The sequence below is a fragment of the Micromonospora sp. WMMA1947 genome (assembly GCF_027497355.1).
Classification (GTDB): Bacteria; Actinomycetota; Actinomycetes; order Mycobacteriales; family Micromonosporaceae; genus Micromonospora.
In genome coordinates, this window is record NZ_CP114909.1 from 5,389,733 (window position 1) to 5,411,592 (window position 21,860).

General features: G+C 74.3%; 20 protein-coding genes. 10 read left to right on the forward strand and 10 right to left on the reverse strand.

The window, feature by feature from the left end; genetic code table 11:
* Positions 1–108 precede the first annotated feature (108 nt).
* The 3 genes from O7604_RS25420 to ctaD all read left to right on the forward strand — a co-directional run bounded on the left by O7604_RS25420 (position 109) and on the right by ctaD (position 3,477).
* Positions 109–561, forward strand: a complete 453-nt coding sequence (locus tag O7604_RS25420; RefSeq protein ID WP_281580000.1) for a DUF4383 domain-containing protein — start codon at positions 109–111, stop codon at positions 559–561.
* A 93-nt stretch (positions 562–654) separates the two neighbouring features.
* Positions 655–1,386 carry an ATP-binding protein gene (locus O7604_RS25425; protein ID WP_269706507.1) on the forward strand — a complete coding sequence of 244 codons (732 nt, stop codon included), beginning with the start codon at positions 655–657 and terminating at the stop codon, positions 1,384–1,386.
* Positions 1,387–1,473: 87 nt separating this feature from the next.
* On the forward strand, positions 1,474–3,477 hold the full coding sequence (ctaD, locus tag O7604_RS25430; RefSeq protein WP_281578023.1) for a cytochrome c oxidase subunit I: 2,004 nt from the start codon (positions 1,474–1,476) through the stop codon (positions 3,475–3,477).
* A 99-nt stretch (positions 3,478–3,576) separates the two neighbouring features.
* Here ctaD and O7604_RS25435 read toward each other — a convergent pair whose 3' ends face one another.
* Positions 3,577–4,710 carry a SigB/SigF/SigG family RNA polymerase sigma factor gene (locus O7604_RS25435; protein WP_194801648.1) on the reverse strand — a complete coding sequence of 378 codons (1,134 nt, stop codon included), beginning with the start codon at positions 4,708–4,710 and terminating at the stop codon, positions 3,577–3,579.
* 243 nt (positions 4,711–4,953) lie between these two features.
* Positions 4,954–6,369 carry a hypothetical protein gene (locus tag O7604_RS25440; RefSeq protein ID WP_269706510.1) on the reverse strand — a complete coding sequence of 472 codons (1,416 nt, stop codon included), beginning with the start codon at positions 6,367–6,369 and terminating at the stop codon, positions 4,954–4,956.
* A 188-nt stretch (positions 6,370–6,557) separates the two neighbouring features.
* Between O7604_RS25440 and O7604_RS25445 the strand changes: the two genes are divergently transcribed.
* Positions 6,558–6,782: a CDGSH iron-sulfur domain-containing protein gene (locus O7604_RS25445; RefSeq protein WP_269706511.1), complete on the forward strand. Its 225-nt coding sequence runs from the start codon at positions 6,558–6,560 to the stop codon at positions 6,780–6,782.
* A 107-nt stretch (positions 6,783–6,889) separates the two neighbouring features.
* On the opposite strand, the gene O7604_RS25450 is transcribed toward O7604_RS25445, so the two are convergent.
* Genes O7604_RS25450 through O7604_RS25460 form a run of 3 tightly spaced genes read right to left on the reverse strand, consistent with a single transcriptional unit; the run spans position 6,890 to position 10,853 of the window.
* Positions 6,890–7,936 carry an iron-containing redox enzyme family protein gene (locus O7604_RS25450; RefSeq protein WP_269706512.1) on the reverse strand — a complete coding sequence of 349 codons (1,047 nt, stop codon included), beginning with the start codon at positions 7,934–7,936 and terminating at the stop codon, positions 6,890–6,892.
* Positions 7,937–7,987: 51 nt separating this feature from the next.
* On the reverse strand, positions 7,988–9,736 hold the full coding sequence (locus O7604_RS25455; RefSeq protein ID WP_281578024.1) for a thiamine pyrophosphate-binding protein: 1,749 nt from the start codon (positions 9,734–9,736) through the stop codon (positions 7,988–7,990).
* Positions 9,729–10,853 (reverse strand): Vms1/Ankzf1 family peptidyl-tRNA hydrolase, encoded by a 1,125-nt coding sequence (locus O7604_RS25460; protein WP_269706514.1) that lies wholly within the window; start codon positions 10,851–10,853, stop codon positions 9,729–9,731. The genes O7604_RS25455 and O7604_RS25460 overlap by 8 nt, the downstream gene beginning before the upstream one ends.
* Before the next feature lie 143 nt (positions 10,854–10,996).
* Between O7604_RS25460 and O7604_RS25465 the strand changes: the two genes are divergently transcribed.
* Both O7604_RS25465 and O7604_RS25470 read left to right on the forward strand, forming a co-directional pair.
* A complete protein-coding gene (locus O7604_RS25465; RefSeq protein ID WP_269706515.1) occupies positions 10,997–11,545 on the forward strand; it encodes a hypothetical protein in 549 nt (182 codons plus the stop codon).
* A gap of 36 nt (positions 11,546–11,581) precedes the next feature.
* Positions 11,582–12,472, forward strand: coding sequence for an alpha/beta hydrolase (locus O7604_RS25470; protein WP_281580001.1), 891 nt, complete (start codon positions 11,582–11,584; stop codon positions 12,470–12,472).
* On the opposite strand, the gene O7604_RS25475 is transcribed toward O7604_RS25470, so the two are convergent.
* A complete protein-coding gene (locus O7604_RS25475; RefSeq protein ID WP_269706516.1) occupies positions 12,453–12,797 on the reverse strand; it encodes a DUF3817 domain-containing protein in 345 nt (114 codons plus the stop codon). The two genes, O7604_RS25470 and O7604_RS25475, sit on opposite strands and share 20 nt — an antisense overlap.
* A 185-nt stretch (positions 12,798–12,982) precedes the next feature.
* On the opposite strand from O7604_RS25475, the gene O7604_RS25480 reads away from it, so the two are divergent.
* On the forward strand, positions 12,983–14,461 hold the full coding sequence (locus O7604_RS25480) for a glutamate--cysteine ligase (RefSeq protein ID WP_281578025.1): 1,479 nt from the start codon (positions 12,983–12,985) through the stop codon (positions 14,459–14,461).
* Between the two features lie 13 nt (positions 14,462–14,474).
* Here the strand turns inward: O7604_RS25480 and bla are convergent, their stop codons facing one another.
* The 3 genes from bla to O7604_RS25495 all read right to left on the reverse strand — a co-directional run bounded on the left by bla (position 14,475) and on the right by O7604_RS25495 (position 16,532).
* Entirely contained in the window at positions 14,475–15,401 is a 927-nt protein-coding gene (gene bla, locus O7604_RS25485; RefSeq protein WP_269706518.1) for a class A beta-lactamase, read from the reverse strand.
* 183 nt (positions 15,402–15,584) lie between these two features.
* Positions 15,585–16,193 carry a DUF6518 family protein gene (locus O7604_RS25490; protein WP_281578026.1) on the reverse strand — a complete coding sequence of 203 codons (609 nt, stop codon included), beginning with the start codon at positions 16,191–16,193 and terminating at the stop codon, positions 15,585–15,587.
* A gap of 48 nt (positions 16,194–16,241) precedes the next feature.
* Complete coding sequence (locus O7604_RS25495) at positions 16,242–16,532, reverse strand: helix-turn-helix transcriptional regulator (RefSeq protein ID WP_269706520.1); 291 nt, start codon at positions 16,530–16,532, stop codon at positions 16,242–16,244.
* A 69-nt stretch (positions 16,533–16,601) separates the two neighbouring features.
* On the opposite strand from O7604_RS25495, the gene map reads away from it, so the two are divergent.
* Positions 16,602–17,375, forward strand: a complete 774-nt coding sequence (gene map, locus O7604_RS25500) for a type I methionyl aminopeptidase (RefSeq protein ID WP_281578027.1) — start codon at positions 16,602–16,604, stop codon at positions 17,373–17,375.
* 31 nt (positions 17,376–17,406) lie between these two features.
* Here the strand turns inward: map and O7604_RS25505 are convergent, their stop codons facing one another.
* Entirely contained in the window at positions 17,407–18,054 is a 648-nt protein-coding gene (locus tag O7604_RS25505; RefSeq protein WP_281578028.1) for a maleylpyruvate isomerase family mycothiol-dependent enzyme, read from the reverse strand.
* Between the two features lie 235 nt (positions 18,055–18,289).
* Here O7604_RS25505 and O7604_RS25510 point away from each other — a divergent pair, with 235 nt between their 5' ends.
* Both O7604_RS25510 and O7604_RS25515 read left to right on the forward strand, forming a co-directional pair.
* Positions 18,290–18,910, forward strand: coding sequence for a hemolysin (locus O7604_RS25510; RefSeq protein ID WP_281578029.1), 621 nt, complete (start codon positions 18,290–18,292; stop codon positions 18,908–18,910).
* A 121-nt stretch (positions 18,911–19,031) separates the two neighbouring features.
* A complete protein-coding gene (locus tag O7604_RS25515) occupies positions 19,032–21,860 on the forward strand; it encodes a BTAD domain-containing putative transcriptional regulator (RefSeq protein WP_281578030.1) in 2,829 nt (942 codons plus the stop codon).

Here is a 21,860-nt window from a genome sequence, read left to right on the forward strand (position 1 = left end):
GCACGCCTGCCGGCCCGGCCGCCCCACGGCCGGGCCGGCGTTTGCCCCCGCCGGCCGCGGGAAACCGGCGCTTCCCGCGGTGGCGAGGAGGCCGGCGTGACGAACTCGATGGCGCACTCCCGGGCGCGGCGCAACCCGGCCGACGGGCGGGCGCCGGTACGCCGGATCGCCTCGGGGTTCGCCGTGCTCCTGCTGCTGCTCGGCGCGCTGGGGTTCGTGCCGGGCATCACCAGCGACTACGCGGATCTGCGCCTCGCCGGGCCGGGCTCCGGCGCCCGGCTGTTCGGGGTGTTCCAGGTCTCGGTGGTGCACAACCTGGTGCACCTGGTGCTGGGGCTGGCCGGGCTGCTGCTGGCCCGTACCGTCGCCGGCGCCCGCGCGTTCCTGGTCGGCGCCGGGGCGGTCTATCTGGTGCTCTGGCTCGCCGGCCTGGCGATCGACGGACGCGATGCGGCCAACGTGCTGGCGGTCAACCGCGCCGACTCGTGGCTGCATCTGCTGCTGGGCGCCGCCATGCTGGCGTCGGGGCTGGTCGCGGCGCGGCGCGGCGACCGCCGCTGACCTGCGCCCCGGCGGCCCGGATGCCCGGTTTCACCGGTCCGGGGCCCGGGTACGTCCGTAGTCCTCCCCGACGAGAAGGAAACGAGGACGGCGATGGTGACCCGGATCAGGTGCGAGGTCCGTGACGAGTCGCCGGTCACTGTCGTACGGCTGGCCGGAGCGCTCGACCTGGGCACGATGCGCGCGGTGCACGAGGTGCTCGACAGCTGCCTCGCCGCGCAGCCGGACGCGCTGGTGGTCGACCTGGAGGAGATCGAGGTCGGCGAGCCGCTGGCGCTGTCCGTCTTCGCCGCCGCCGCGCGGCGCGCCGCCGACTGGCCGGCGGTGCCGATGGTGCTCGCCGCTCCCTGCGCCGACACGGCAGCCTGGCTCAACGAGACCACCGCCTGCCGGGTGGTGCCGGTCCGCCGGGACTGCGCCGAGGCCACGGCGCTGGCCGGCGCGGACGCGGCACCCCGGCTGCGGGCCCGGCTGGAGCCGGTCGCCGGCGCCTGCCGGCGGGCCCGGGAGCTGGTCACCGAGGCGTGCGGCAGGTGGAACGTGCCGGAGCTGGCCGGGCCGGCGTCGCTGGTGCTCACCGAGCTGGTCGGCAACGTGGTGCGGCACGCCGGCACCCCGATGCAGGTGACGTTGACGCTGCGCCGGCCGTACCTGCGGGTGGCGGTGATGGACGGCAGCCCGGCCGACGCGCGCGCCGCGAGCAGCCGCGACCCGCGTGCCGAGGGCGGCCGGGGGCTGATGCTGGTGCGCGAGCTGACCCAGCGCTGGGGCAGCACTCCGGTCGGCGCCGGCAAGGTCGTCTGGGCCATGCTCCCGGCGAACTGACCGAATTCTCCGCTCTCGCCTGGTTACATGGGCAGAGGGCCGGGTACGCCCGCCCGTCCTGTCTGTCGTCACACGGGGTGAGAAGCCATGCCCAAGCGGGTAGTCACGGAACCGGCACGAGACCGGGGGCCCGCGATCCTCGCGCCGGCCCGGTTCGGGGGCTACCCCGGGCCCGTACGGGAAGCGGTGAAGGGCAACGCGCTGTGGCGGTTGCTGCGGACCACCGACGCCAAGCAGATCGGCCTGCTCTACCTGATCACGTCGTTCGGGTACTTCGTCGTCGGCGGGATCCTGGCGTTGATCATCCGGGCGGAGCTGGCCCGGCCCGGGATGCAGATCGTCTCCCCCGAGCAGTACAACCAGATGTTCACCATGCACGGCACGGTGATGCTGCTGCTGTTCGCCACCCCGCTGTTCTTCGGGTTCGCCAACTACCTGGTGCCGCTGCAGATCGGCGCCGCTGACGTGGCGTTCCCCCGGCTGAACGCGTTCGCGTACTGGCTCTACTTCCTGGGCGCGCTGATGGTCGTCGGCGGGTTCGCCACCCCGGCCGGCGCGGCGGACTTCGGCTGGACCGCGTACACGCCGCTGAGCACCGCGCAGCACTCCCCCGGCGTCGGCGGGAACCTGTGGGTGGTCGGCCTGGCCGTGTCCGGCCTGGGCACGATCCTCGGCGCGGTCAACCTGATCACCACGATCGTGACGCTGCGCGCACCGGGCATGACCATGTTCCGGATGCCGATCTTCACCTGGAACGCGCTGCTCACCAGCGTGCTGGTGATCTTCGTGTTCCCGCTGCTGGCCGCCGCGCTGATGGCGCTGGCCTCGGACCGGCTCCTGCACTCGCACGTGTACGACCCGACGACCGGCGGGCCGATGCTCTGGCAGCACCTGTTCTGGTTCTTCGGCCATCCCGAGGTCTACATCATCGCGCTGCCGTTCTTCGGCATCATCACCGAGATCATCCCGGTGTTCTCCCGCAAGCCGATCTTCGGCTACACCGGCCTGGTGCTGGCCACCGTCGCCATCACGGTGCTGTCGATGACGGTCTGGGCGCACCACATGTTCGCCACCGGCCAGGTGCTGCTGCCGTTCTTCAGCATCCTGAGCTTCCTGATCGCGGTCCCGACCGGCGTGAAGTTCTTCAACTGGATCGGCACCATGTGGAAGGGCCAGATCACGTTCGAGACGCCGATGCTGTTCGCCATCGGCTTCCTGGTGACATTCCTGCTCGGCGGCCTGACCGGGGTGCTGCTGGCCAGCCCGCCGGTGGACTTCCACGTGCACGACACGTACTTCGTGGTGGCGCACTTCCACTACGTGATGTTCGGGACCATCGTGTTCGCCGCGTTCGGCGGCCTCTACTTCTGGTTCCCGAAGATGACCGGGCGGATGCTCGACGAGCGGCTCGGCAAGATGCACTTCTGGACCATGTTCATCGGCTTCCACGCCACGTTCCTGGTGCAGCACTGGCTGGGCAACGAGGGCATGCCGCGCCGCTACGCCGACTACCTGCCCGGCGACGGCTTCACCACGCTGAACACGATCTCCAGCATCGGCTCGTTCGTCCTCGGCGCGTCCACCCTGTTCGTGATCTGGAACATCTGGAAGTCGTGGCGGTACGGCGCGATGGTCACCGTGGACGATCCCTGGGGCTTCGGCAACTCGCTGGAGTGGGCCACCACCTGCCCGCCGCCGCTGCGCAACTTCGACCGGATGCCGCGGATCCGCTCCGAGCGGCCGGCGTTCGACGCCAAGTACGGCCCGCTCGTCGCCGACCTGGGCCGGGACCTGCCGCAGCGCACCACCAAGCCGCCGCAGAGCTTCAGCGAGGAGTTGCACCACGAACGGCACGTGCCGGAGTCGCCGTCGGCCGGCGGCGCGTACGGCGCGCCCGAGGCGGTGGACTACCAGCCGGCGCCGCAGTCCGGCGCCCGCCCGGTGGAGGTGCCGGTGCCGGAGGAGGTGCGCCGGCCCAGCTTCGAGGAGACCGACGAGCCCGAGGGCAGCGTGCTCAACGCCGAGCGCGACGAGCAGCCGAACGACAGGTGGCGGCACCCGCGCGGGCACGGGGACACCCCGGAGAACTGAGACATCGCAGGAGGGCCGGCGCCGTCGGGCGCCGGCCCTCCTGTCGTACGCCGCGCGCCGGCTCCCCGTGGTGGGAGCCGGCGCGGTACGTGCGGTGGGTCAGTCGGCGGCCGGCAGTCCGGCCGCGGCCAGCGAGCGGCGCACCGCCGGCTGCACCCGGGTCAGCCGCAGCGGCACCCCGGTCCGCGCGGCGGCCTCCCGGCCGGCCATCAGCGCGGCGATCCCGCCGGCGTCGAAGCCACCGGCACCCACCAGGTCGACCACCACCTCGCGGGGCTGCCCGGTGACCGCCTGGAGCACGGCCCGGCGCAACTGGTCCGCGCCGGCCCGGTCCACCTCGCCGCCGACCTCGACGACCACCCGGTCGCCGTTCTGCTTCACCGAGATCCGCGCCTTGCCCGGTTCGGCCTCGGCCGCGCCGTTCTGCCAGGGCGGCGGCGCCTCGGCCAGCATCGCCTGACGCAGCCAGGTCAGCGCCCGCGACAACAGCCGGGACACGTGCATCTGCGAGATGCCGAACCGGGCGGCGATCTCCGCCTGGGTCTGGTTGCCGTAGAAGCGCATCGCCAGGATGCGGCGCTCCCGCCAGGGCAGCCGGTGCAGCAGGCCGCTCACAGTGACCCGGTCGTCCACCGACTCCAGCGCGTGGTCGGACTCGCCGACCAGGTCGCCGAACTCGGCCGAGCTCTCCCCGCCCACCGGCGCGTTCAGCGACGCCGGGCTGTAGCCGGCGGCCGACTCCAGCGCGGCCAGGATCTCCTCCTCCGGCGTCTCCAGCCGGGCGGACAGCTCCGCCACCGTCGGAGCGCGGGACAGCTCGCTGGTCAGCGTCGCCGTGGCCTGTCCCACCTCGAGGATCAGGTCCCGCAGCCGGCGCGGCACGTGCACGCCCCAGGTGCGGTCGCGGAAGTGCCGTTTGATCTCACCGACGATGGTGATGGCCGCGTACGCGGTGAACGAACCGCGTTCCGGGTCGTACCTGTCGACGGCGTTGACCAGGCCGAGGCGGGCCACCTGTTCCAGGTCCTCCAGCGGCTCACCGCGCCCGCGGTAGCGGCGGGCGAGCCGGCCGGCGAACGGTAACGCGAACCGGACCAGGTCGTCCCGCGCCTCCTGCCGCCGCTCCGGTGGCAGGCCCTCGATCCGGGCCGCGTACGCGAGCGCCGCCGCGTCCAGGTCCTCCAGACCCCGGTCGGTGGTCGGTGGTGTGGGTGTGGTGGTCTGTCCGAACATCCGCGCCCCCTCGCCGAAGAGCCCCCGCCCGGTCGGAACCGGTCGTGCGCGTGGTCGGACCACGCACCGGGTGAGGAAGTTGGGTTACGTGACGGATACGTCGAAAGCGGTGGCTGCCCGCCGCACGGCGTCGTGGGCCGTTTCGCGGCGAGCGGTCTTCCCGCTCCGTAGGTACTCAATCACGGACCGCAGGATCGCGAGGAAGTTTCGCCAGGTTGGCCGGCAGCCGGTCCCGGCGGCGGGTCAGGAGACCAGCAGGCCCTGGTGCGCGCCCGCGTCCCGCAGCGCGGAGAGGGCCTCGGCCATCCGCAGCGGCGGCGGCGCGGGCAGGTCGCAGGGCTGGTTGCGCAACACCTCCGTGGCACGTCGGGTGGGTACCGAGGCGACCGGGTAACCGCGCGCGGCGCCCCGGTCCAGGGCCCGCCGGCGGCGTCCGAAGCCGGCCACGGCCAGCCACTGCGGCAGCCCCGCGTACGCGGGCGAGCGCAGACCCGGCGGCTCCGGCAGCACGTCCACCGAACTGAACGGCTCGCTGCCGGCCAGCCACCACTCGACGCCGGCGACCCGGCGCGCGGTGGCGTTCTCGCACCAGTAGGGCACCAGGCCGGCCCGCAGCACCTGCGCCGGGTCCAGCAGCCGGCCGCACTCCACCACCAGCCGGTTCCCGGTCTTGCCGGCCCGCCGCAGCCAGCGCCGGTACAGGTCGGCGGTCACCGCGCTCAGCGCGTCCGGCTGCGGCACGACCACCCGGTGCAGCGGATGCCCGTGCCGGTCGCCCCAGGAGCGGGCGTCGTGTTCGAAACCGGACTCCACGCCGTGCTCGGCGAAGGCGCCCGCCACCGTGACCTCCGGCGCCGTCCAGCGCGTCTCGTCCCCACCGGACGCGCGGAGCACCTGGCCCAGCGCGCGGGCGTCCGGGTGGAAGTCGACCGGGTCCAGGCCACCGGCCGGGCAGCCGGCCTGGAAGCTGTGCCCGTCGCCGCAGTCGCGTACCGGCCAGGTCCGGGCGTCGTGCAGCAGCAGCACCGGCGCGGCCGGTTCCAGCCGCTCGGCCAGGAAGCCCGCGTACGCCCGGGGCAGCGTGCGCCAGCGCACCGCGAACGTCACCGCCGCGCCTGCCGCCGCACCCCGGCTCGCCGGGCAGTGCACCTGACGGACGTGCACACGCGGGTTGCCGGCGAGCAGCCGGGCGGCCAGCGTCGCCCCGTGCGCGTACGCGTCGTCGGGGCGGTCCACCGCGCCCCGGGCCCACTGCCCGGCCAGTTCGAACCCGGCCGGGAGCCAGGGCACGCCGAGCGCCGTCGCGAGGTGGGCGGCGGCGCCGTGCGGTGAGCCGAGCACCACGCCGGGCCAGCGCCGCTGCGGGTACTGTCCGGCGAACCACCCGGCGACCCGCTCGGCGTCCACGGCGGCGATCTGGTCGGCGGTGAGCGCCGCCCGCGCGGCGGCCCGGACGGCGGCGGCGCGGCGCACCGGCTCGGGCGCGCCGGTGAGGCGGGACAGCGCGCCCGGGTGACCGAGGTCGCCGCAGTCGTCGCCGCGCAGCGCCCGGGCGGTCGCGGCGACCAGGATCCGGGCGGCGCTGCTCGGCGCCACCACCCGCTCCACGGGCAGCCCCGCGCCGCTGACCGGCGTCCGTTCGACTCGTTCGCTCACCACGCGGCCCGGCTTCCCGTCCCTCTGGGGTCTAAACGGGGCATCTCCCCACGGGCCAGGACCAAGGCCCGCCCGGTAACGGCACCGCCCGCGACACCCAGGTACGTCGTCGCGCCGCGTGCCCGCCGTCGCGGGCGCAACGGCGCTCGGGTGCGGGTTTGGGCCGGACCGGGACGGGCACTGCACCGCGCATGCCCGACGACGAGAGCACCCCGGCGGCGATCATCACCCCGTACCGGGACGGACCACTGCTGGTACGCGGCGACTTCGCGCTTGTCACACCCGAGGGGACGCCGATCGAGACGCGCCGGGGCACGGTGGCGCTGTGCCGGTGCGGCAAGAGCGCGATCAAGCCGTTCTGCGACGGCACGCACAAGGTGGCGGGTTTCCAGGCCCCCAGCAACCGCGAGAGCTGACCCCCCACCCCCCTCCGCCCGCGATCTTGCACTTTGGTGCCCGGCAAACCGCCCGAACCGGGCACTCGGAGGGCCCCATCTGCAAGATCGCGAGGGATGGGGTGGGGTCAGGCGGCGGCCAGGGCCTGGTGGGGTGGGCGCAACGAGGACTGGCCGGCCTGCCAGGCCTCCAGCAGGTGCGCGGCGAACAGGGCGTCCAGCGCCAGCGCGGCGGCGGCCCCGAACAGGACGTCGGACGCGAGCGCCGGTTCGGCCCGCACCAGCCCGCCGCACATGTCGTACGCGGCGATCTGCTCGTGCACAGCGTCGGCCTCGACGTGCTCGTCGTAGAAGCGCGTGGCCACCGCGTCGAAGCCGAGCCGGCGCAGGCCGTTGCCGTAGCGGCGGTTCGGCAGCGACGAGGTCATCTCGTACGCGGCCAGGTGCCCCAGCAGCGCGCCGCGCAGCCGCCGGTGCAGACCGAACAGCGACATCAGGTTGTTCGTCGCCAGCGTCACCGCCGGTACCCGGTCCAGGTGGGCGGCGTAGCCGGTGTCCAGACCGAGCCGGTCCATCGTGGTGCGGAACAGCTCGGCGTGCATCCGGTCCAGCCGGCCGTTGCCGTACTCGTCGGTCTGGATCTCCACGAGCGCCGCCTTCGCCGGGCCGCCGAGCCGGGGCAGCGCCCAGCTGTGCGGGTCGGCCTCGCGCAGGTGGTAGATCGAGCGGTGGGTGACGAACTCGCGGAACCGGTCGAGGTCGGCGCGGCGTTGCAGGGTGGCGGCCAGCGGCGGGCCGTCGTCGGCGGCCACCAGGTCGGCCAGCGCGCCGGGCACGGCGCCCGGCAGCACCGCGGGCGGCGGGCCGGCCAGCTCGCGCAGTGCCGCCTCGAACGGCCGCTCGGCACGGGCGCGCAGCGCCAGCAGGGACGGCTCCCACTCCCACGCCTCGTCGACACCGGACCAGCCCCGGTAGTGCAGCTCGTAGCAGAGGAACAGGGTGAGCTGGAGGTCCTCGTCGGTCAGCGGCGCGGCCACCGCGTTCAGGTGCTCGCCCAGCCCGGCCGGCAGCGCGTGTGGCGCCTCGCGCAGCGCGGCCAGCAACGCGGCGGAGACCGGCCCGCGCGCCGCGGGCAGCGGGGCGGGGCCGTAACGACTGTCGGCGGTGACGGACATGGGACCTCCCGGGACGGTTGCGCCCGGTCGCAGTGCCCCGCCCGGATGCCGCTAAACGATTTCGTCCGCCGCGATGGCCTCGGTCTGGATCACCCGTTCCCGCACCCGGCGGGCGGCGTCCCCGTCGGCCACCAGGCCGCGCAGGTCGGCCAGCGCCGGTTCGGGCGCGTCCAGCGGCACGGCCGGGTCCACCACCGCCTCCAGGACGGCGGGCCGGTCGGCCGCGAGCACCTCGTCCCAGGCGGGTCCGACCAGGTCCGGCCGGTCCACCCGTACGCCGTGCAGCCCGAGCAGGCGGGCCCACCCGGCGTACGGCACCTCGGGCCGCCGCTGAGCGGGTGACCGGCCCCCGCCGACGCCGGACTGGTCCCTGTTGTTCAGCACCAGCACGACCAGCCGCGGATCGCGCCACTGCGTCCAGTGGTGCGCCACCGTGATCAGCTCGGCCAGGCCGTTGAGCTGCATCGCGCCGTCGCCGAGCAGCGCGAGCACCGGCTCGTCCGGGCGGGCCAGCTTGGCCGCGACCGCGTACGGCAGGGCGCAGCCCATCGACCCGAGCGTGCCGCAGATCTGGGCCCGCACCCCCGGCGGCAGCTCCAGGTGCCGGGCGTACCAGTACATCACCGACCCGACGTCCACGGCGACGGCGGCGTGCCGGGGCAGCCGGGCGGACAGCTCGCGGAGCACCAGCCGCGGGTCGACCGGTTCGGCGGGCGTGGCGGCGCGCTCGGCGGCGGTGCCGCGCCACCGCTGCACCATCTTCTCCACCATGCCGCGCCACTCCCGGCCGGGGTGCTCCGGCACCCGGGTCAGCAGCGCCCGCAGCGTCTCGGCGGCGTCGCCGACCAGCGGCACGTCCACCGGGTATCGGGTGCCGATGCGGCGGCCGTCGATGTCGATCTGGATGGTACGTACCTGGCCGGGCAGCGGGAACCAGTCGGTCCACGGATCGTTCGTGCCGATCATCAGCAGCGTGTCGCAGGAGCCCATGAGCTGCGCGGCGGCGGTGGTGCCCACCTCGCCGAGCACACCGGTGTGGAACGGCAGCCGCTCGTCGAGGACCGGCTTGCCCAGCAGCGACGTGGCGAGGCCCGCCCCGAGCCGGTCGGCGAGCGCGACGATCTCGTCGGCCGCGCCGTGCGCGCCCTGGCCGACCAGCATCGCCACCCGCCGCCCGTTGCCGAGCAGCGAGGCGGCGGCGTCCAGGTCGGCGTCGTGCGGCAGCACCCGGGCCAGCGGTTCGCCGGGCGTCGCGGTGACCACCCCGGCGGTCTGCGGCAGCAGGTCCGGTACGGCGGTGACCTGCAACGCGCGCGGCAGCACCACGCAGGTCGGGCTGCGGGTCGCCGCGGCGGTACGGAACGCCTGGTCCAGCAGCGCCGGCACCTGCTCGGGCCGGCGGCCGTAGCGGACGAACTGGTTGCACACGTCGCCGAACAGCCGGCTCAACCCGATCTCCTCGTGCGCGCCGCCGAGCGGGCCGGTGACGTCCTCGCCGACGATCGCGACCACCGGCTTGCTGTCGAGCTTGGCGTCGTAGAGCCCGTTGAGCAGGTGCACCGCGCTCGGCCCCTGGGTGGCCAGGCACACCCCGACGCCGCCGGTGAACTTCGCGTGCCCGGTGGCCATGTACGAGGCGGTCTCCTCGTGCCGGGCGGGGACGAACGCCGGGTCCCCGCCCGCGTCGTCGAGCGCGCCCACCAGCGGGGCGATCGCCGCGCCGGGGCAGCCGAAGACCCGCGGCACCCGCCAGGCCCGCAGGCGTTCGACCACCACGTCGGCGACGATCCGCTCAGCCATTACCCCGCCCCGGCGTGCTCGCGTCGACGTAGCGCAGCACCGCACCGACCCCGTCGGTCAGTTCCGGCGCCTCCTCGGGCGCGAGCACCGTGAGGTCCGCGTCGGTGCCGATCAGCGCGCGCAGCAGCGCCGCGTCGGCGCGTACCCGCTGGGGGTCGGCCACCGACATGCCGCTCAGCTGCGCCGGGTCGGTGGCGATCTCGGTCGGCTCGGGGCCCACCCACAGCTCGCCGTCGGCCGACGGATCGTCCACGATGAGCATGGTGTCGACCTGATTGCGTTGCAGCGCGGAGACCACGGCGTCGAGTCCGGCGCCGACGTCCTCCTGGACGCCGAAGCGGTCCAGCGCGGCGGCGATCCGCCGGTCGGCGACCTCGGCGACGGTCTGCACCGTGATGTCGTCCATCAGCGTGTCGTCGGCGCCCACGTCCCGGGCACCCGCGTCGGTACGGACCAACACGTCCTGCCAGCGCGCGGGCAGCTGGGCGGCGATCATGCCGGTGGCCCGCACGTCCCCGGCCACCACGACGACGTCCGCGCCGACCCGCTCGGCCAGGTCGGCCGTGGCCGCCGCGGCGTCACCGGCGTTCTGGTGCCACGCCTCCATGGCGGCGCGCTGGTAGCGGGACTGCGACCAGCCGCCCGGCTGCACCCGACGCAGCTGGCGGCTCTGCCCGCCCTGCACCTGGGCCCGCCGGGGCACCCCGCCGGCGCTGACCGCCATCGCGTCCGCGCCGGTACGGTCGGCCAGCACCCGCACCCAGGCCACCTGCTCGCCGCGCTGGGCCACGAGCGGCATGGTGTGCGGCAGCGCCGACCAGCTCGCCAGGTCGCGCAGCGGCGGCGCGGACAGGTACTCGGTGAGCACCACGCGGCCCCGGCTGGCGAACACGGCGATGCCGTAGTCACCGGGCATCGGCTGGTGCCGGCGGACGACCTCCTCCACCGCCTCGACGGTGACCGGGTCGGCGCCCTGCCCCAGCAGGTCGCCCTTGAGGGCCCGCCAGCGCAGGTCGACCTGCGCTCGCGCGTCCTGGGTGTCGCGGGAGGCGTCCATGTACACCGAGCACCACGGCCCGGGACGGTCGTAGAGCGGGCGCAGGAAGGACAGCTGCATGCTCGACCCCTTTCCGGCTCGGCCGCACGCATACCCGCGCCCCGGCGGAGTTCACCTGCCGGCTCCCCTGGGCGTGACCACCGTTCATTCACGTCGTTCAACCCGAAGGGCCGATACCATCTGTGCACGGAACGGGACTCTCGGTGGTGAACATGGACACGGAGCTGTACAGCCGACGCGTCGTCCACCCGACGGAACGCGTCGTCACCGGGCGTCTGGCCCGGTTGATGGAGGGCTACGCCCGGGAGGTCCGGGTCGGGCAGCCGGCGCTGGTCGCGGTGCTGACCGCCGCCGGGGTGGTGGGGCTGCTGCTGAAGGTGGTGCGCGCGTTGCTCAGCAGTGGCGGCGGCGGGGCCCGGCGCAGCTTCAAGGAGCTGAAGAAGGGGCCGGAGTTCCTGGTCACCCCGGTCCGGGTGCGGGACGCCACCGGCCGGCTGGTCGAGGTCGAGCTGCACGGCCACCTGCCGCAGAGCGCGCTGCACCCCGGCGACCACGTCCAGCTCACGTTGCGGCCGCAGCGCGACGAGGACCTGCCACCGCGCATCGAGCGGATCGTCAACCTGACCACCGGGCAGCTGCTGACCCCGCGTACCGCCACCCTCTGGTCGCACCTGGGGCCGGCGCTGCTGCTGCAGGCGATGCTCGGCGCCGTGCTGCTGTTCGGCGTGGCCGCCTGCTCGGCGCTCACCTAGGTTTCCCGGCCGCCGGTGGCGGGCACCGCTGCGGCCATGTTCCCCGGCTTCACGCTCACCGAGATCGACGTCGGCGCGGTGCGCCTGCGCGTACGCCACGGCGGCTCCGGGCCACCGGTGGTGCTGTTGCACGGGCACCCCCGTACCCATGCGACCTGGCACCGGGTGGCGCCCCGGCTGGCCGCGCGGCACACGGTGATCTGCCCGGACCTGCGCGGCTACGGCGGCTCGTCGAAGCCCCCGAGCGACCCGGAACACACCGTCTACTCCAAGCGGGCGATGGCCGCCGACGTGGTCGGGCTGCTCGACGCGCTCGGCCACCGCCGGGCCGCGGTGATCGGGCACGACCGCGGGGCGTACGTGGCCATGCGCACCGCCCTGGACCACCCGGACCGGGTGAGCCGCCTCGGCGTGCTGGACGGGGTGCCGATCGGTGAGGCGCTGGCCCGCTGCGACGCCCGGTTCGCCGCCCGCTGGTGGCACTGGTTCTTCCTCGGCCAGCTCGCCAAGCCGGCCGAGCGGGTCATAAACGCCGATCCGGACGCCTGGTACGGCGGATCACCGGAGGAGATGGGCGAGCAGGCGTACGCCGACTACCGGCGCGCCATCCACGATCCGGCCACCGTGCACGCCATGTGCGAGGACTACCGGGCCGGACTCGGCCCGGACCGGGCGGCGGACGACGCGGACCGGGCCGCCGGCCGCCGGATCGGCTGCCCGGTGCTGTTCGCCTGGTCCGAGCGCGACGACATGGTCGACCTGTACGGCGACCCGGCCGCGATCTGGCGGGACTGGGCCGACGACGTACGGACGGCCTCGATTCCGTCCGGGCACCACATGGCCGAGGAGGCGCCGCGGGAGCTGACCGACGTGCTGGCCGGCTTCCTCGCCGACGAACTCGCCGGGGTCAGCGACCGGCGGGGGTGAGCGGCTGCCGCTGGACCGGGGCCGGCGCGTCGAGCAGGCCCCGGCGGCGCGCCCAGCGCTCGAACAGCACAGTGGCGAACGGAGGCACCGCGCTGGCCAGGGCCAGGCCGGTCTGCATCAGCGTCCAGCGACGCCGCAGGGCGACGACGAGCGTCAACAGGCCGTAGACCACGAACAGCGCGCCGTGGATCGGGCCGAAGATCTTCACGCCGATCTCGTTGCCGGGTGGGCCGTACTTGACCGCCATGCCGGCCAGCAGCGCCGCCCACGAGCATCCCTCGGCGAACGCCGCCACCACGAACGCCCGGATCCACCCGTCGCGCATCAGCCACTCCCCTTCGCCGTCGGCGGCCATGCTAGCCGCCCGCGCCGGGCGCCCCGGACGGAACCCGCCGGCCCGCGACGGGGATCACCGGGGCCGCCACGGGGTACAGAAAAGGCCTCCGGGCCTTTCCTGACCCGCCACTCCGTGCGAGGTTGGGGAGAACCAACGGTGACAGGGTGGTGACCATGGGCGAGGACGTCGGCGTGCGTACCTTCAGCCGGGAGGACCGGGCCCGCTATCGCGAGAAGGTCCGGCGATGCCTGGACGTGTTCGCCGAGATGCTGCGCGAGTCCCGCTTCGACGTGGAGCGGCCGATGACCGGCCTGGAGATCGAGCTGAACCTGGTCGACGACGCCTTCGACCCGGCCATGCGCAACGCCGACGTGCTGGAGGCGATCGCCGACCCGGCGTTCCAGACCGAGCTGGGCCAGTTCAACGTGGAGATCAACGTCGAGCCGCGGCGGCTCGCCGGCACCGGCACCGCCGCGTTCGAGGAACACGTGCGGGCCAGCCTGAACGCCGCCGAGGAAAAGGCCCGCACGGTGGGCGCGCACATGGTGATGGTCGGGATCCTGCCGACGCTGCGCCCGGAGCACCTGACCGCAGAGACGCTGTCGGCCAACCCCCGGTACGCGCTGCTCAACGAGCAGATCTTCGCCGCCCGCGGCGAGGACCTGCCGATCGCGATCAGCGGGGTGGAGCGGCTGGCCACCACCGCCGACACGATCACGCCGGAGGCGGCGTGCACCAGCACCCAGTTCCACCTCCAGGTCAGCCCCGCCCAGTTCGCCGACTACTGGAACGCCGCGCAGGCGATCGCCGGCATCCAGGTGGCGCTCGGCGCGAACTCCCCGCTGTTCTTCGGCCGGGAGTTGTGGCGCGAGACCCGGGTGCCACTGTTCCAGCAGGCCACCGACACCCGGGCGGAGGAGATCAAGGCCCAGGGCGTACGCCCGCGGGTGTGGTTCGGCGAACGCTGGATCACCTCGGTGTTCGACCTGTTCGAGGAGAACGTGCGGTACTTCCCGGCGCTGCTGCCGGTCTGCGACGCGGAGGACCCGGCGACCACGCTGCACAGCGGCGGGGTGCCGAAGCTGGCCGAGCTGCGGCTGCACAACGGCACCATCTACCGGTGGAACCGGCCGGTCTACGACGTGCTCAAGGGCCGGCCGCACCTGCGGGTGGAGAACCGGGTGCTGCCGGCCGGGCCGACGGTGCTGGACACGGTCGCCAACGGCGCGTTCTACTTCGGCCTGGTGCGGGCGCTCGCCGAGTCCGACCGCCCGCTGTGGTCGCAGATGTCGTTCAGCGCGGCCGAGGAGAACTTCAACGCCTGCGCCCGGCACGGCATCGACGCCCAGGTGTACTGGCCCGGGCTGGGCTATCTGCCGGTGACCGAGCTGGTGCTGCGCCGGCTGCTGCCGATGGCCCACCACGGGCTGGACCGGTGGGGCGTGGACCCGGCGGAACGGGACCGGCTGCTCGGCATCGCCGAGCAGCGCTGCCTGACCAGCCGCAACGGCGCGACGTGGCAGGTGGAGACGCTGCACCGGCTGGAGTCGGCCGACCACCTGGACCGGCCGGCCGCGCTGCGCGAGGTGGTCCGCCACTACGTCGACTTGATGCACAGCAACCGGCCCGTGCACGAGTGGCCCATCCCCTGACCCGGGCCTCCGGTCAGCGCAACGCGGTCACCGCCGCCCGCGCGGCCTGGGCGACCAGCGCGTCGTCGGGCTCCGCGTCGCGGCTGTCGCGGCTGGTCATGACCGCCAGCACGATCGGCGCCCCGTCGGGCGGCCACACCACGGCGATGTCGTTGCGGGTGCCGTACCCGCCGGTGCCGGACTTGTCCGCCACCTGCCAGCCGGCCGGCACGCCGGCCCGGACCAGCCCGCTGCCGGTGGTGCTGGCCCGCATCCAGCCCAGCAGCAGGTCGCGGTCCGCGGGCGGCAGGGTCTCCCCCAGCGTGTACGCCCGCAGCGAGCCGGCCAGCGCCCGGGGCGTGCTGGTGTCGCGCTCGTCGCCGGGCGTGGCCGCGTTGAGTTCCGGCTCGGTGCGGGCGGGCCGGGTGACGCGGTCGCCCACGTCCCGGAGTGCCCGCGCGAAGCCGGCCGGGCCGCCGAGCGCGTCGAACAGCAGGTTGCCGGCGGTGTTGTCGCTGTACCGCACCGCTGCCTCGGCGGCGTCCCGCAGTGTCATGCCGGTCTCCACGTGCCGTTCGGTCACCGGGGAGTGCGCTACCAGGTCGGCGCGCCGGTAGCGGACCACCCGGTCCCGGTCGGCGTCGGACGTGGCGGCCAGCATCGCGCCGGCCGCGAGGGCCTTGCACGTCGAGGCGTACGCGAACCGCTCGTCGGCCCGGTGCGCGAGGGTGCGGCCGGTGCCGGTGTCGACGGCGTAGACGCCGATCCGGGCACCCGAGCGCCGCTCCAGCGCCGCCAGCTCGGCCGGTGCGGGCACCGGCTCGGCGCTCGGTGTGGCGCTCGGCGTGGATGTGGCCGGGGCGCTGGTGGGCGGCGCGGCTGCGGGCCGGTCCTTCGTGCAGCCGGCCACCAGAACCGTTGCCGTGAGCATCGCCGCCGCGAGCACCTGCCGTCGGATCACCCGTTTCCTCCCCCGTCGTCCGGACCACGCCGTTCTCGGATCATTGTCGCTGATCCCGGTCGGGCCGGTGCTCGCCGCCTGGGCCGGCCCTGTGGCTCGCGCCTCGGCCGGCACCGTGGCTCGCCGCCTCGGCGGGCCCTGTGGCTCGCCGCCTCGGCCGGCAGGGCGGTCCGACGGGGCAGGTCAGCCCGCGATGACGGTGAACGTGACCGCGCCCGCCGCGGCCAGCGGCAGCGCCACCGCAGCGGCGAGCAGCCGCACCCGGGCGGACCGGCCGATCAGCACCACCAGCAGCGCGGCGAGCCCGAGGTCGATGGCGACGTTCCACCACGCTCCGGGATAACCGGAACGCGACTTCAGCGCGAACCGCAGCGCCTCCTCGACGAACACGGCCACCGGCAGCGCGACCCCGACGACGCGCCGCCATCCCTGCGTCCGCGCCCAGATTCCGGCGACGCCGAACACCACGCCCGCCACCACGCCGAACGCCATCCAGACGAACGAGGTGAGCGCCCAGATCACGGCGATGTCGTCGCCCTGGAGCAGCGTCGCCGCCAGGTAGTAGCTGGGCACCGCGACGATCAGCAGGACGGTGGCGGCCACCGCGGCGCGCACCGCGCCCGAGCGGATCCACCAGCCCAGCGCGAACGCGGCCACCGCCCAGGTGGCGGTGGAGTTGCCGAGTTCGGCGAAGGGGAACGGCACCCACTTGATCCAGACGAAGTCCAGGAAACCGAGCAGGAAACCGGCGACGGGTACGACAAGCGCGACGGCGCGACGCGAGGGTGACATGCGCCGGAGCTTACATACTCGGTATGCTCCCTTCGCCGACAGGGCGACCTACGAGGCCAGACGCCGCTCCGACGGTGCGAGACGGACCGCGGTGTCGGACCGGTTGATCTCGGACCACACCTCGTCGAGGGAGAGGCCGAGGACGTCGGCGATGGCGGCGATGGTGGGGAACGCCGGCGTGGCGACACGGCCGGACTCGATCTTCCGGAGGGTCTCCGGGGAGACTCCGGCGTCGAGCGCGGTGAGCAGCATCGAACGCTCACCCCGGGCGCGGCGCAGGAGCGCGCCGAGGCGCTGCCCGCGCTCGACCTCGGCAGGAGTGAGGGGCAACCGGACCATGCCAGGATTCTAATACCGGGATAACATGGCCGGGATACTTATTGGTCGCGCGAGTGGAAGGCGCCCTGCATGATCGAGATCCTGAGCCCCACCGACGTACGGCGGGCGCGGGACACCGGCGCCCTGGTCGCCCACATCCTGCGGACGCTTCGGAGCAGCACCACCGTCGGCACGAACCTGCTCGACATCGACAGGCAGGCGCAACGCATGATCGTCGAGGCCGGGGCGCAGTCCTGCTACGTCGACTACGAGCCGTCGTTCGGGCGCGGGCCGTTCGGCCACTACATCTGCACCTCGGTCAACGACGCGGTCCTGCACGGGCTGCCGCACGACTACGCGCTCGCCGACGGCGACCTGCTCAGCCTCGACCTGGCCGTCTCGCTGGGCGGGGTGGTGGCCGACTCCGCGATCAGCTTCATCGTCGGGGACGCCCGGCCCGCGGAGAGCGTCGCGCTCATCGACGCGACCGAGCGGGCGTTGCGCGCCGGGATCGCCGCGGCCCGTCCCGGCGCCCGCGTCGGCGACCTGTCGTACGCCATCGGCTCGGTCCTCACCGAAGCCGGATACTCGGTGAACACCGAGTTCGGCGGCCACGGCGTCGGGTCGACGATGCACCAGGACCCGCACGTGTCGAACACCGGGCGACCCGGGCGCGGCTACACGCTGCGTCCCGGGCTGCTCCTGGCGCTGGAGCCGTGGGTGATGGCGGACACCGCCACGCTCGTCACCGACGCCGACGGGTGGACGCTGCGCAGCGCGACCGGCTGCCGCACCGCGCACAGCGAGCACACCATCGCCATCACCGACGACGGCGCGGAGATCCTGACGCTGCCGAGGTCCTGACCCGGGCCCGACCCCGGGTCAGCGGCCTCGGTCACGCGGGCGCGCACCGCTCCCGCAGGGTCGGGACTCCGGGCCCGGTGAGGTCGTCGCAGTACGCGGCCCGCCCGGCCATCGCCATCATCAGCGCGACAGTGGTGCCGCTGACCAGCGGGCCGGCGCCGGCGGTGAACGGCCCGTCGGTCGCCTCCACCCGCAGGCCCTCGATCGCGCTGCGCCCGGCCACCGTGAAGTCCCGCCCGGCGTAGAACCGGGCAACGGGCGTGACGGCCTCGACCGAGGGCGTCCGGGTCAGGCCGAGCGGCCGCCGGATGTCCTGGGCGTGCACGACCACCTCACCGAGCCACGCCTCGGTCGGCCCGAACGTGGACGTGGTGCTGCCGATGATCCGGCGGAACCGGTCGAGCGTCTCCCCCGGGTCGGCGCCCCGGCGCTCGGCCAGCCGGCGGTCGTTGTGCAGGTCGAAGTCGAACCGGGCGCCGAGCACACTGGCGACCCAGCGGGCCCGGCCGACGCTCGCCGCCGCCGTCAGGTGCGCGAGCGTCTCCTCCACCGTCCACCTGCCGCACAGCGAGGGCCGGGCCCACCGCGCCGGGTCGAGATCGGCGAGGTCGTCGGCCAGGGCGGCGCGCTCGGCGTGCGCGAGCGCCCACAGCTCACGGCGGGTCAGCGTGTCGGACATGAAACCTCCAGGGTCGGGCCGTCGGAGGTAGGACCGCGCTGCCTGGACGAACTCACCGCTCCCCGCTCCGCCGATCTTGGAGTTGTGGTGGTTCGCGAACCGGACATGTGCGACCTTCGAGGCGCCACAAGTCCAAGATCGACGCCGACGCCGCCGGGCTGCACGTTTGCTGCACGTCCGCTGAACGCTCGCCGGTGACGCTTCTCGTACACATCAACCGCAAGGGAGAAGCGTCATGTCACACCGGTACCTCTCCACCGCCCGTACCGCCGCCTCGGTGATCGGGGCGCTCGTCCTGGCCGCCGCGGGCCTGGCCGGCGGCACCACCCCGGCGTCGGCGGCCTACATCGTCCCCCCCGACTGCGGCCCCTACTCCGGGGCACCGGTGCCGTTCGGATACGACCCGCAGTACGTGCCCGTCGGCGGGCTCTACACCAGCACCAACAGCAACGGCCCGGAGTTCATCATCGGCACAACCGGTTCCGACGTCATCGTCGGAAGCGTCTACGACGACGTCATCTGCGGGCTCGCCGGCAGCGACAGCATCCAGGCCAACAGCGGCGACGACATCGTCTACGGCGGCTTTCACGGCGACGACATCTGGGGCGACCTGGGCAACGACAACCTCCACGGCGACGGTGGCGTCGACACCATCCACGGCGACCGCTTCATCGGGCCCAGCGCCCTGGACGGCGACGACCGCGTGGACGGCGGCAGCAACGACGACCACCTCTTCGGCGACCAGGGCGTGGACACCCTGGTCGGCGGCCCCGGCTGGGACGACGGCAACTGCGGCCCGGACGCGGTGATCGACGATTTCCGGCCCACGCTGGATCTCCCGATCAACTGCCCGTGATCCCGCCGGCACGGCGGTCCGCGCACCGGGAGACCGGGAACGCGGACCGTCGCGCTGCCGCCTGTCGGATCGTCGTCACGCCCGGTCCGACCACCACCGTCCGCGGCTACCGTGACAGTCCGTGGCGGTGGAGTTCCGGGTGCTCGGCGACCTGGACGTCCGGGTCGACGGCCGGGCGGTCCGGATCGGTCACGCCCGTCAACAGTGTGTCCTCGCCGCTCTGCTGGTCGAGCCCAACCGGGTCGTCGCGACCGGGCAGCTGATCAGCCGGGTCTGGGGCGACGAGGTGCCGGACGGGGCCGCCGCCACGCTGCGTGGCTACCTGTCGCGGCTGCGGCACGCGCTGGCCGGCACGGACGACGTCCGCATCGTCCGGCGTCATCCCGGCTACCTGCTCGCCGTCGACCCGGACCGCGTCGACCTGCACCGCTTCCGCTCGCTGACCGAGCAGGCCCGGCGCGCCGAGGACGACGCGACAGCGATCAGCGCTCTGGAGCGGGCGCTCGGACTCTGGCGCGGCGAGGCGTTCGACGGGCTGACCACGCCGTGGCTGGCGGCCTACCGGCAGACCCTCGACCGGCAGCGACTCGCGGCCGCACTGGACCGCAACGACATCGCGCTGCGCCGGGGCACGCACGCCCGTCTCCTCCCCGACGTCCTGGATCTGAGCGGCCGGTACCCGTGGGACGAGCGCCTGGCGGCGCAGGCGATGCTCGCGTTGTACCGGTGCGGGCGGCAGGCCGACGCGTTGGAGCACTTCCACCGGCTGCGCCGGAGGCTGGCCGCCGAGATCGGCGCCGACCCCAGCCCGCCGCTGGCACAGCTCTACCAGCAGATCCTCACCGCCGACGCGGCGATCGCGCCGCCGGACCTCCCGGCAGACGGGGAACCGGGCACGCCGGCCACCGACCGGTCGCCCGGCGCGGCCCGGGATGCGAGTACCGTGCCCCGGCAGTTACCCGCGTCACCAGGGGTCTTCGCCGGCCGTACCGCCCAGCTCGCGCGCCTCGACGAGCAACTCGCCGACGCGGGCCACCCGGACGGCGCCGGGTCACCGGTGGTGATCTCGTCCATCGGCGGCGGCGGTGGCGTCGGCAAGACCTGGCTGGCGCTGCGCTGGGCGCACGCCAACGCCGGCCGCTTCCCCGACGGGCAGCTCTACGTCAACCTGCGCGGCTTCGACCCGACCGGGGACCCGGTCGGTTGGCCGGTGGCCGTGCGCGGCTTCCTCGAGGCGCTCGGCGTCGAACCGGCACGCGTCCCGGCCGATCCGGAGGTCCAGGCGTCGCTGTACCGCACGCTCGTCGCCGGCCGGCGGATGCTGATCGTCCTCGACGACGCCCGCGACGCCGCCACGGTGGTCCCGCTGCTGCCCGGCACCCCCACGAGCGCGGTCCTGGTGACCAGCCGACGGCAACTGGCCGGCCTCGTCACCACCCACGGCGCGCGGCCGCTGCCGCTGGACGTGCTGCCCGACGACGAGGCCCGCGAGCTGATCGTCCGGCAGGTGGGCGCCGCGCGGGTGAGCGGGCAGCCGGACGCGGTCGCGGACATCCTGCGGTTCTGCGGGGGTCTGCCGCTGGCTCTCGGGATCGTGGCGGCCCGTGCCGCGCTCAACCCGGAACTCGCCCTGTCGTCCGTCGCGGCCGAGCTGACCACCGCGGTCAGCCCGCTGGACGCGCTGACCGGCGACGAGGTGACGACGAACCTGCGGGTGGTGCTGTCCCGCTCGCTGGCGGCGCTCACGCCGGAGGCCGCGGAGGTGTTCACGCTGCTCGGCCTCGCCCCGGGCCCGGACATCGGCCGGGCCGCGGCGGCCGGCCTGACCGCCCGTACGCCGGACGGGTTGCGCCCGCTGCTACGCGAGCTCGTCGACGCGCACCTCGTGCAGGAGCACGTCGCGGGCCGGTACCGCATGCACGACCTGGTCCGGACGTACGCGGTCGAGCGGGCGGGCGGGGACGAGGCCGGTTCCCGGTCCGCGCTGTGCCGGCTGGTCGACCACCATCTGCACACTGCGCACGCGGCCGCGCTCCTGCTGTCACCGCAGCGCGACCCGCTGACCCTCACCCCCGCCGCGCCGGGGGTGACCGTCGAACGGCTCGACGACCTGGCGGCGGCGCTGGCCTGGTTCACCCGCGAGCACCAGGTGCTCCTCGCGACCATCGAGTACGCCGCCGGCAACGGCCTCGACGCCGCGGCCGGGCAGCTCTCGTGGACCCTGGCCACGTACTTCGACAGGCAGGGCCACTGGCACGACTGGGCCGCGGTGGCCCGCCGGGCGGTCGAGGCGACCGGGCGCTCGGGTGACCGCCCGGCGCAGGCGCAGGCGCACCGGCTCCTGGCCGGGGCCTGCTCCAACCTCGGCCGGTACGCCGAGGCGCAGCGCAACCTGCTCGCGGCGCTGGACCTGTTCGCCGCCCTGGGCGACGACGAGGGACGGGCGCACACCCACTTCGACCTCAGCATGCTCCACGACCGGCAGCGGCAGCCCCGCGAGGCCCTGCCGCACGCCCGGCGGAGCCTCGCCCTCTACGAACGGGTCGGGAGCCCGCTCAAGCAGGCGGTCGCGCTCAACGCGATCGGCTGGTACCACTCGCAGCTCGGCGAGCACCACGACGCGATCACGTTCTGCCGCCGCGCACTCGCACTGTCCGAGCAGGCCGGGAGCGCGTACGGGCAGGCGAACACGTGGGACAGCATCGGCTTCGCCCACCACCACCTCGGCGAGTACGACCAGGCGGTCGACTGTTTCCACCAGGCCCTCGCCCTGTTCGCCGAGATCGGCGACCGGCATGCCGAGGGCATCGTGCTGGACCACCTCGGCGACACGTGGGCCGCGGCCGGGCGGCGGGACGCGGCCCGGGACGCCTGGCTGCGGTCACTCGCGTTGTACGAGGAACTCGGTCACGCCGCCGCCGAGGCGGTACGGCGCAAACTTCACCCGTGA

Coding starts and splice junctions, on each gene's coding strand:
- O7604_RS25505 (WP_281578028.1), bottom strand. CDS start 18,054: ATGTCCGACACGCTGACCCGCCGTGAGCTGTGGGCGCTCGCGCACGCC.
- O7604_RS25480 (WP_281578025.1), top strand. CDS start 12,983: ATGGGCGAGGACGTCGGCGTGCGTACCTTCAGCCGGGAGGACCGGGCC.
- O7604_RS25475 (WP_269706516.1), bottom strand. CDS start 12,797: ATGCGCGACGGGTGGATCCGGGCGTTCGTGGTGGCGGCGTTCGCCGAG.
- O7604_RS25425 (WP_269706507.1), top strand. CDS start 655: ATGGTGACCCGGATCAGGTGCGAGGTCCGTGACGAGTCGCCGGTCACT.
- O7604_RS25445 (WP_269706511.1), top strand. CDS start 6,558: ATGCCCGACGACGAGAGCACCCCGGCGGCGATCATCACCCCGTACCGG.
- O7604_RS25490 (WP_281578026.1), bottom strand. CDS start 16,193: ATGTCACCCTCGCGTCGCGCCGTCGCGCTTGTCGTACCCGTCGCCGGT.
- O7604_RS25420 (WP_281580000.1), top strand. CDS start 109: ATGGCGCACTCCCGGGCGCGGCGCAACCCGGCCGACGGGCGGGCGCCG.
- O7604_RS25435 (WP_194801648.1), bottom strand. CDS start 4,710: ATGTTCGGACAGACCACCACACCCACACCACCGACCACCGACCGGGGT.
- ctaD (WP_281578023.1), top strand. CDS start 1,474: ATGCCCAAGCGGGTAGTCACGGAACCGGCACGAGACCGGGGGCCCGCG.
- O7604_RS25450 (WP_269706512.1), bottom strand. CDS start 7,936: ATGTCCGTCACCGCCGACAGTCGTTACGGCCCCGCCCCGCTGCCCGCG.
- O7604_RS25510 (WP_281578029.1), top strand. CDS start 18,290: ATGTCACACCGGTACCTCTCCACCGCCCGTACCGCCGCCTCGGTGATC.
- O7604_RS25495 (WP_269706520.1), bottom strand. CDS start 16,532: ATGGTCCGGTTGCCCCTCACTCCTGCCGAGGTCGAGCGCGGGCAGCGC.
- map (WP_281578027.1), top strand. CDS start 16,602: ATGATCGAGATCCTGAGCCCCACCGACGTACGGCGGGCGCGGGACACC.
- O7604_RS25470 (WP_281580001.1), top strand. CDS start 11,582: ATGTTCCCCGGCTTCACGCTCACCGAGATCGACGTCGGCGCGGTGCGC.
- O7604_RS25455 (WP_281578024.1), bottom strand. CDS start 9,736: ATGGCTGAGCGGATCGTCGCCGACGTGGTGGTCGAACGCCTGCGGGCC.
- O7604_RS25460 (WP_269706514.1), bottom strand. CDS start 10,853: ATGCAGCTGTCCTTCCTGCGCCCGCTCTACGACCGTCCCGGGCCGTGG.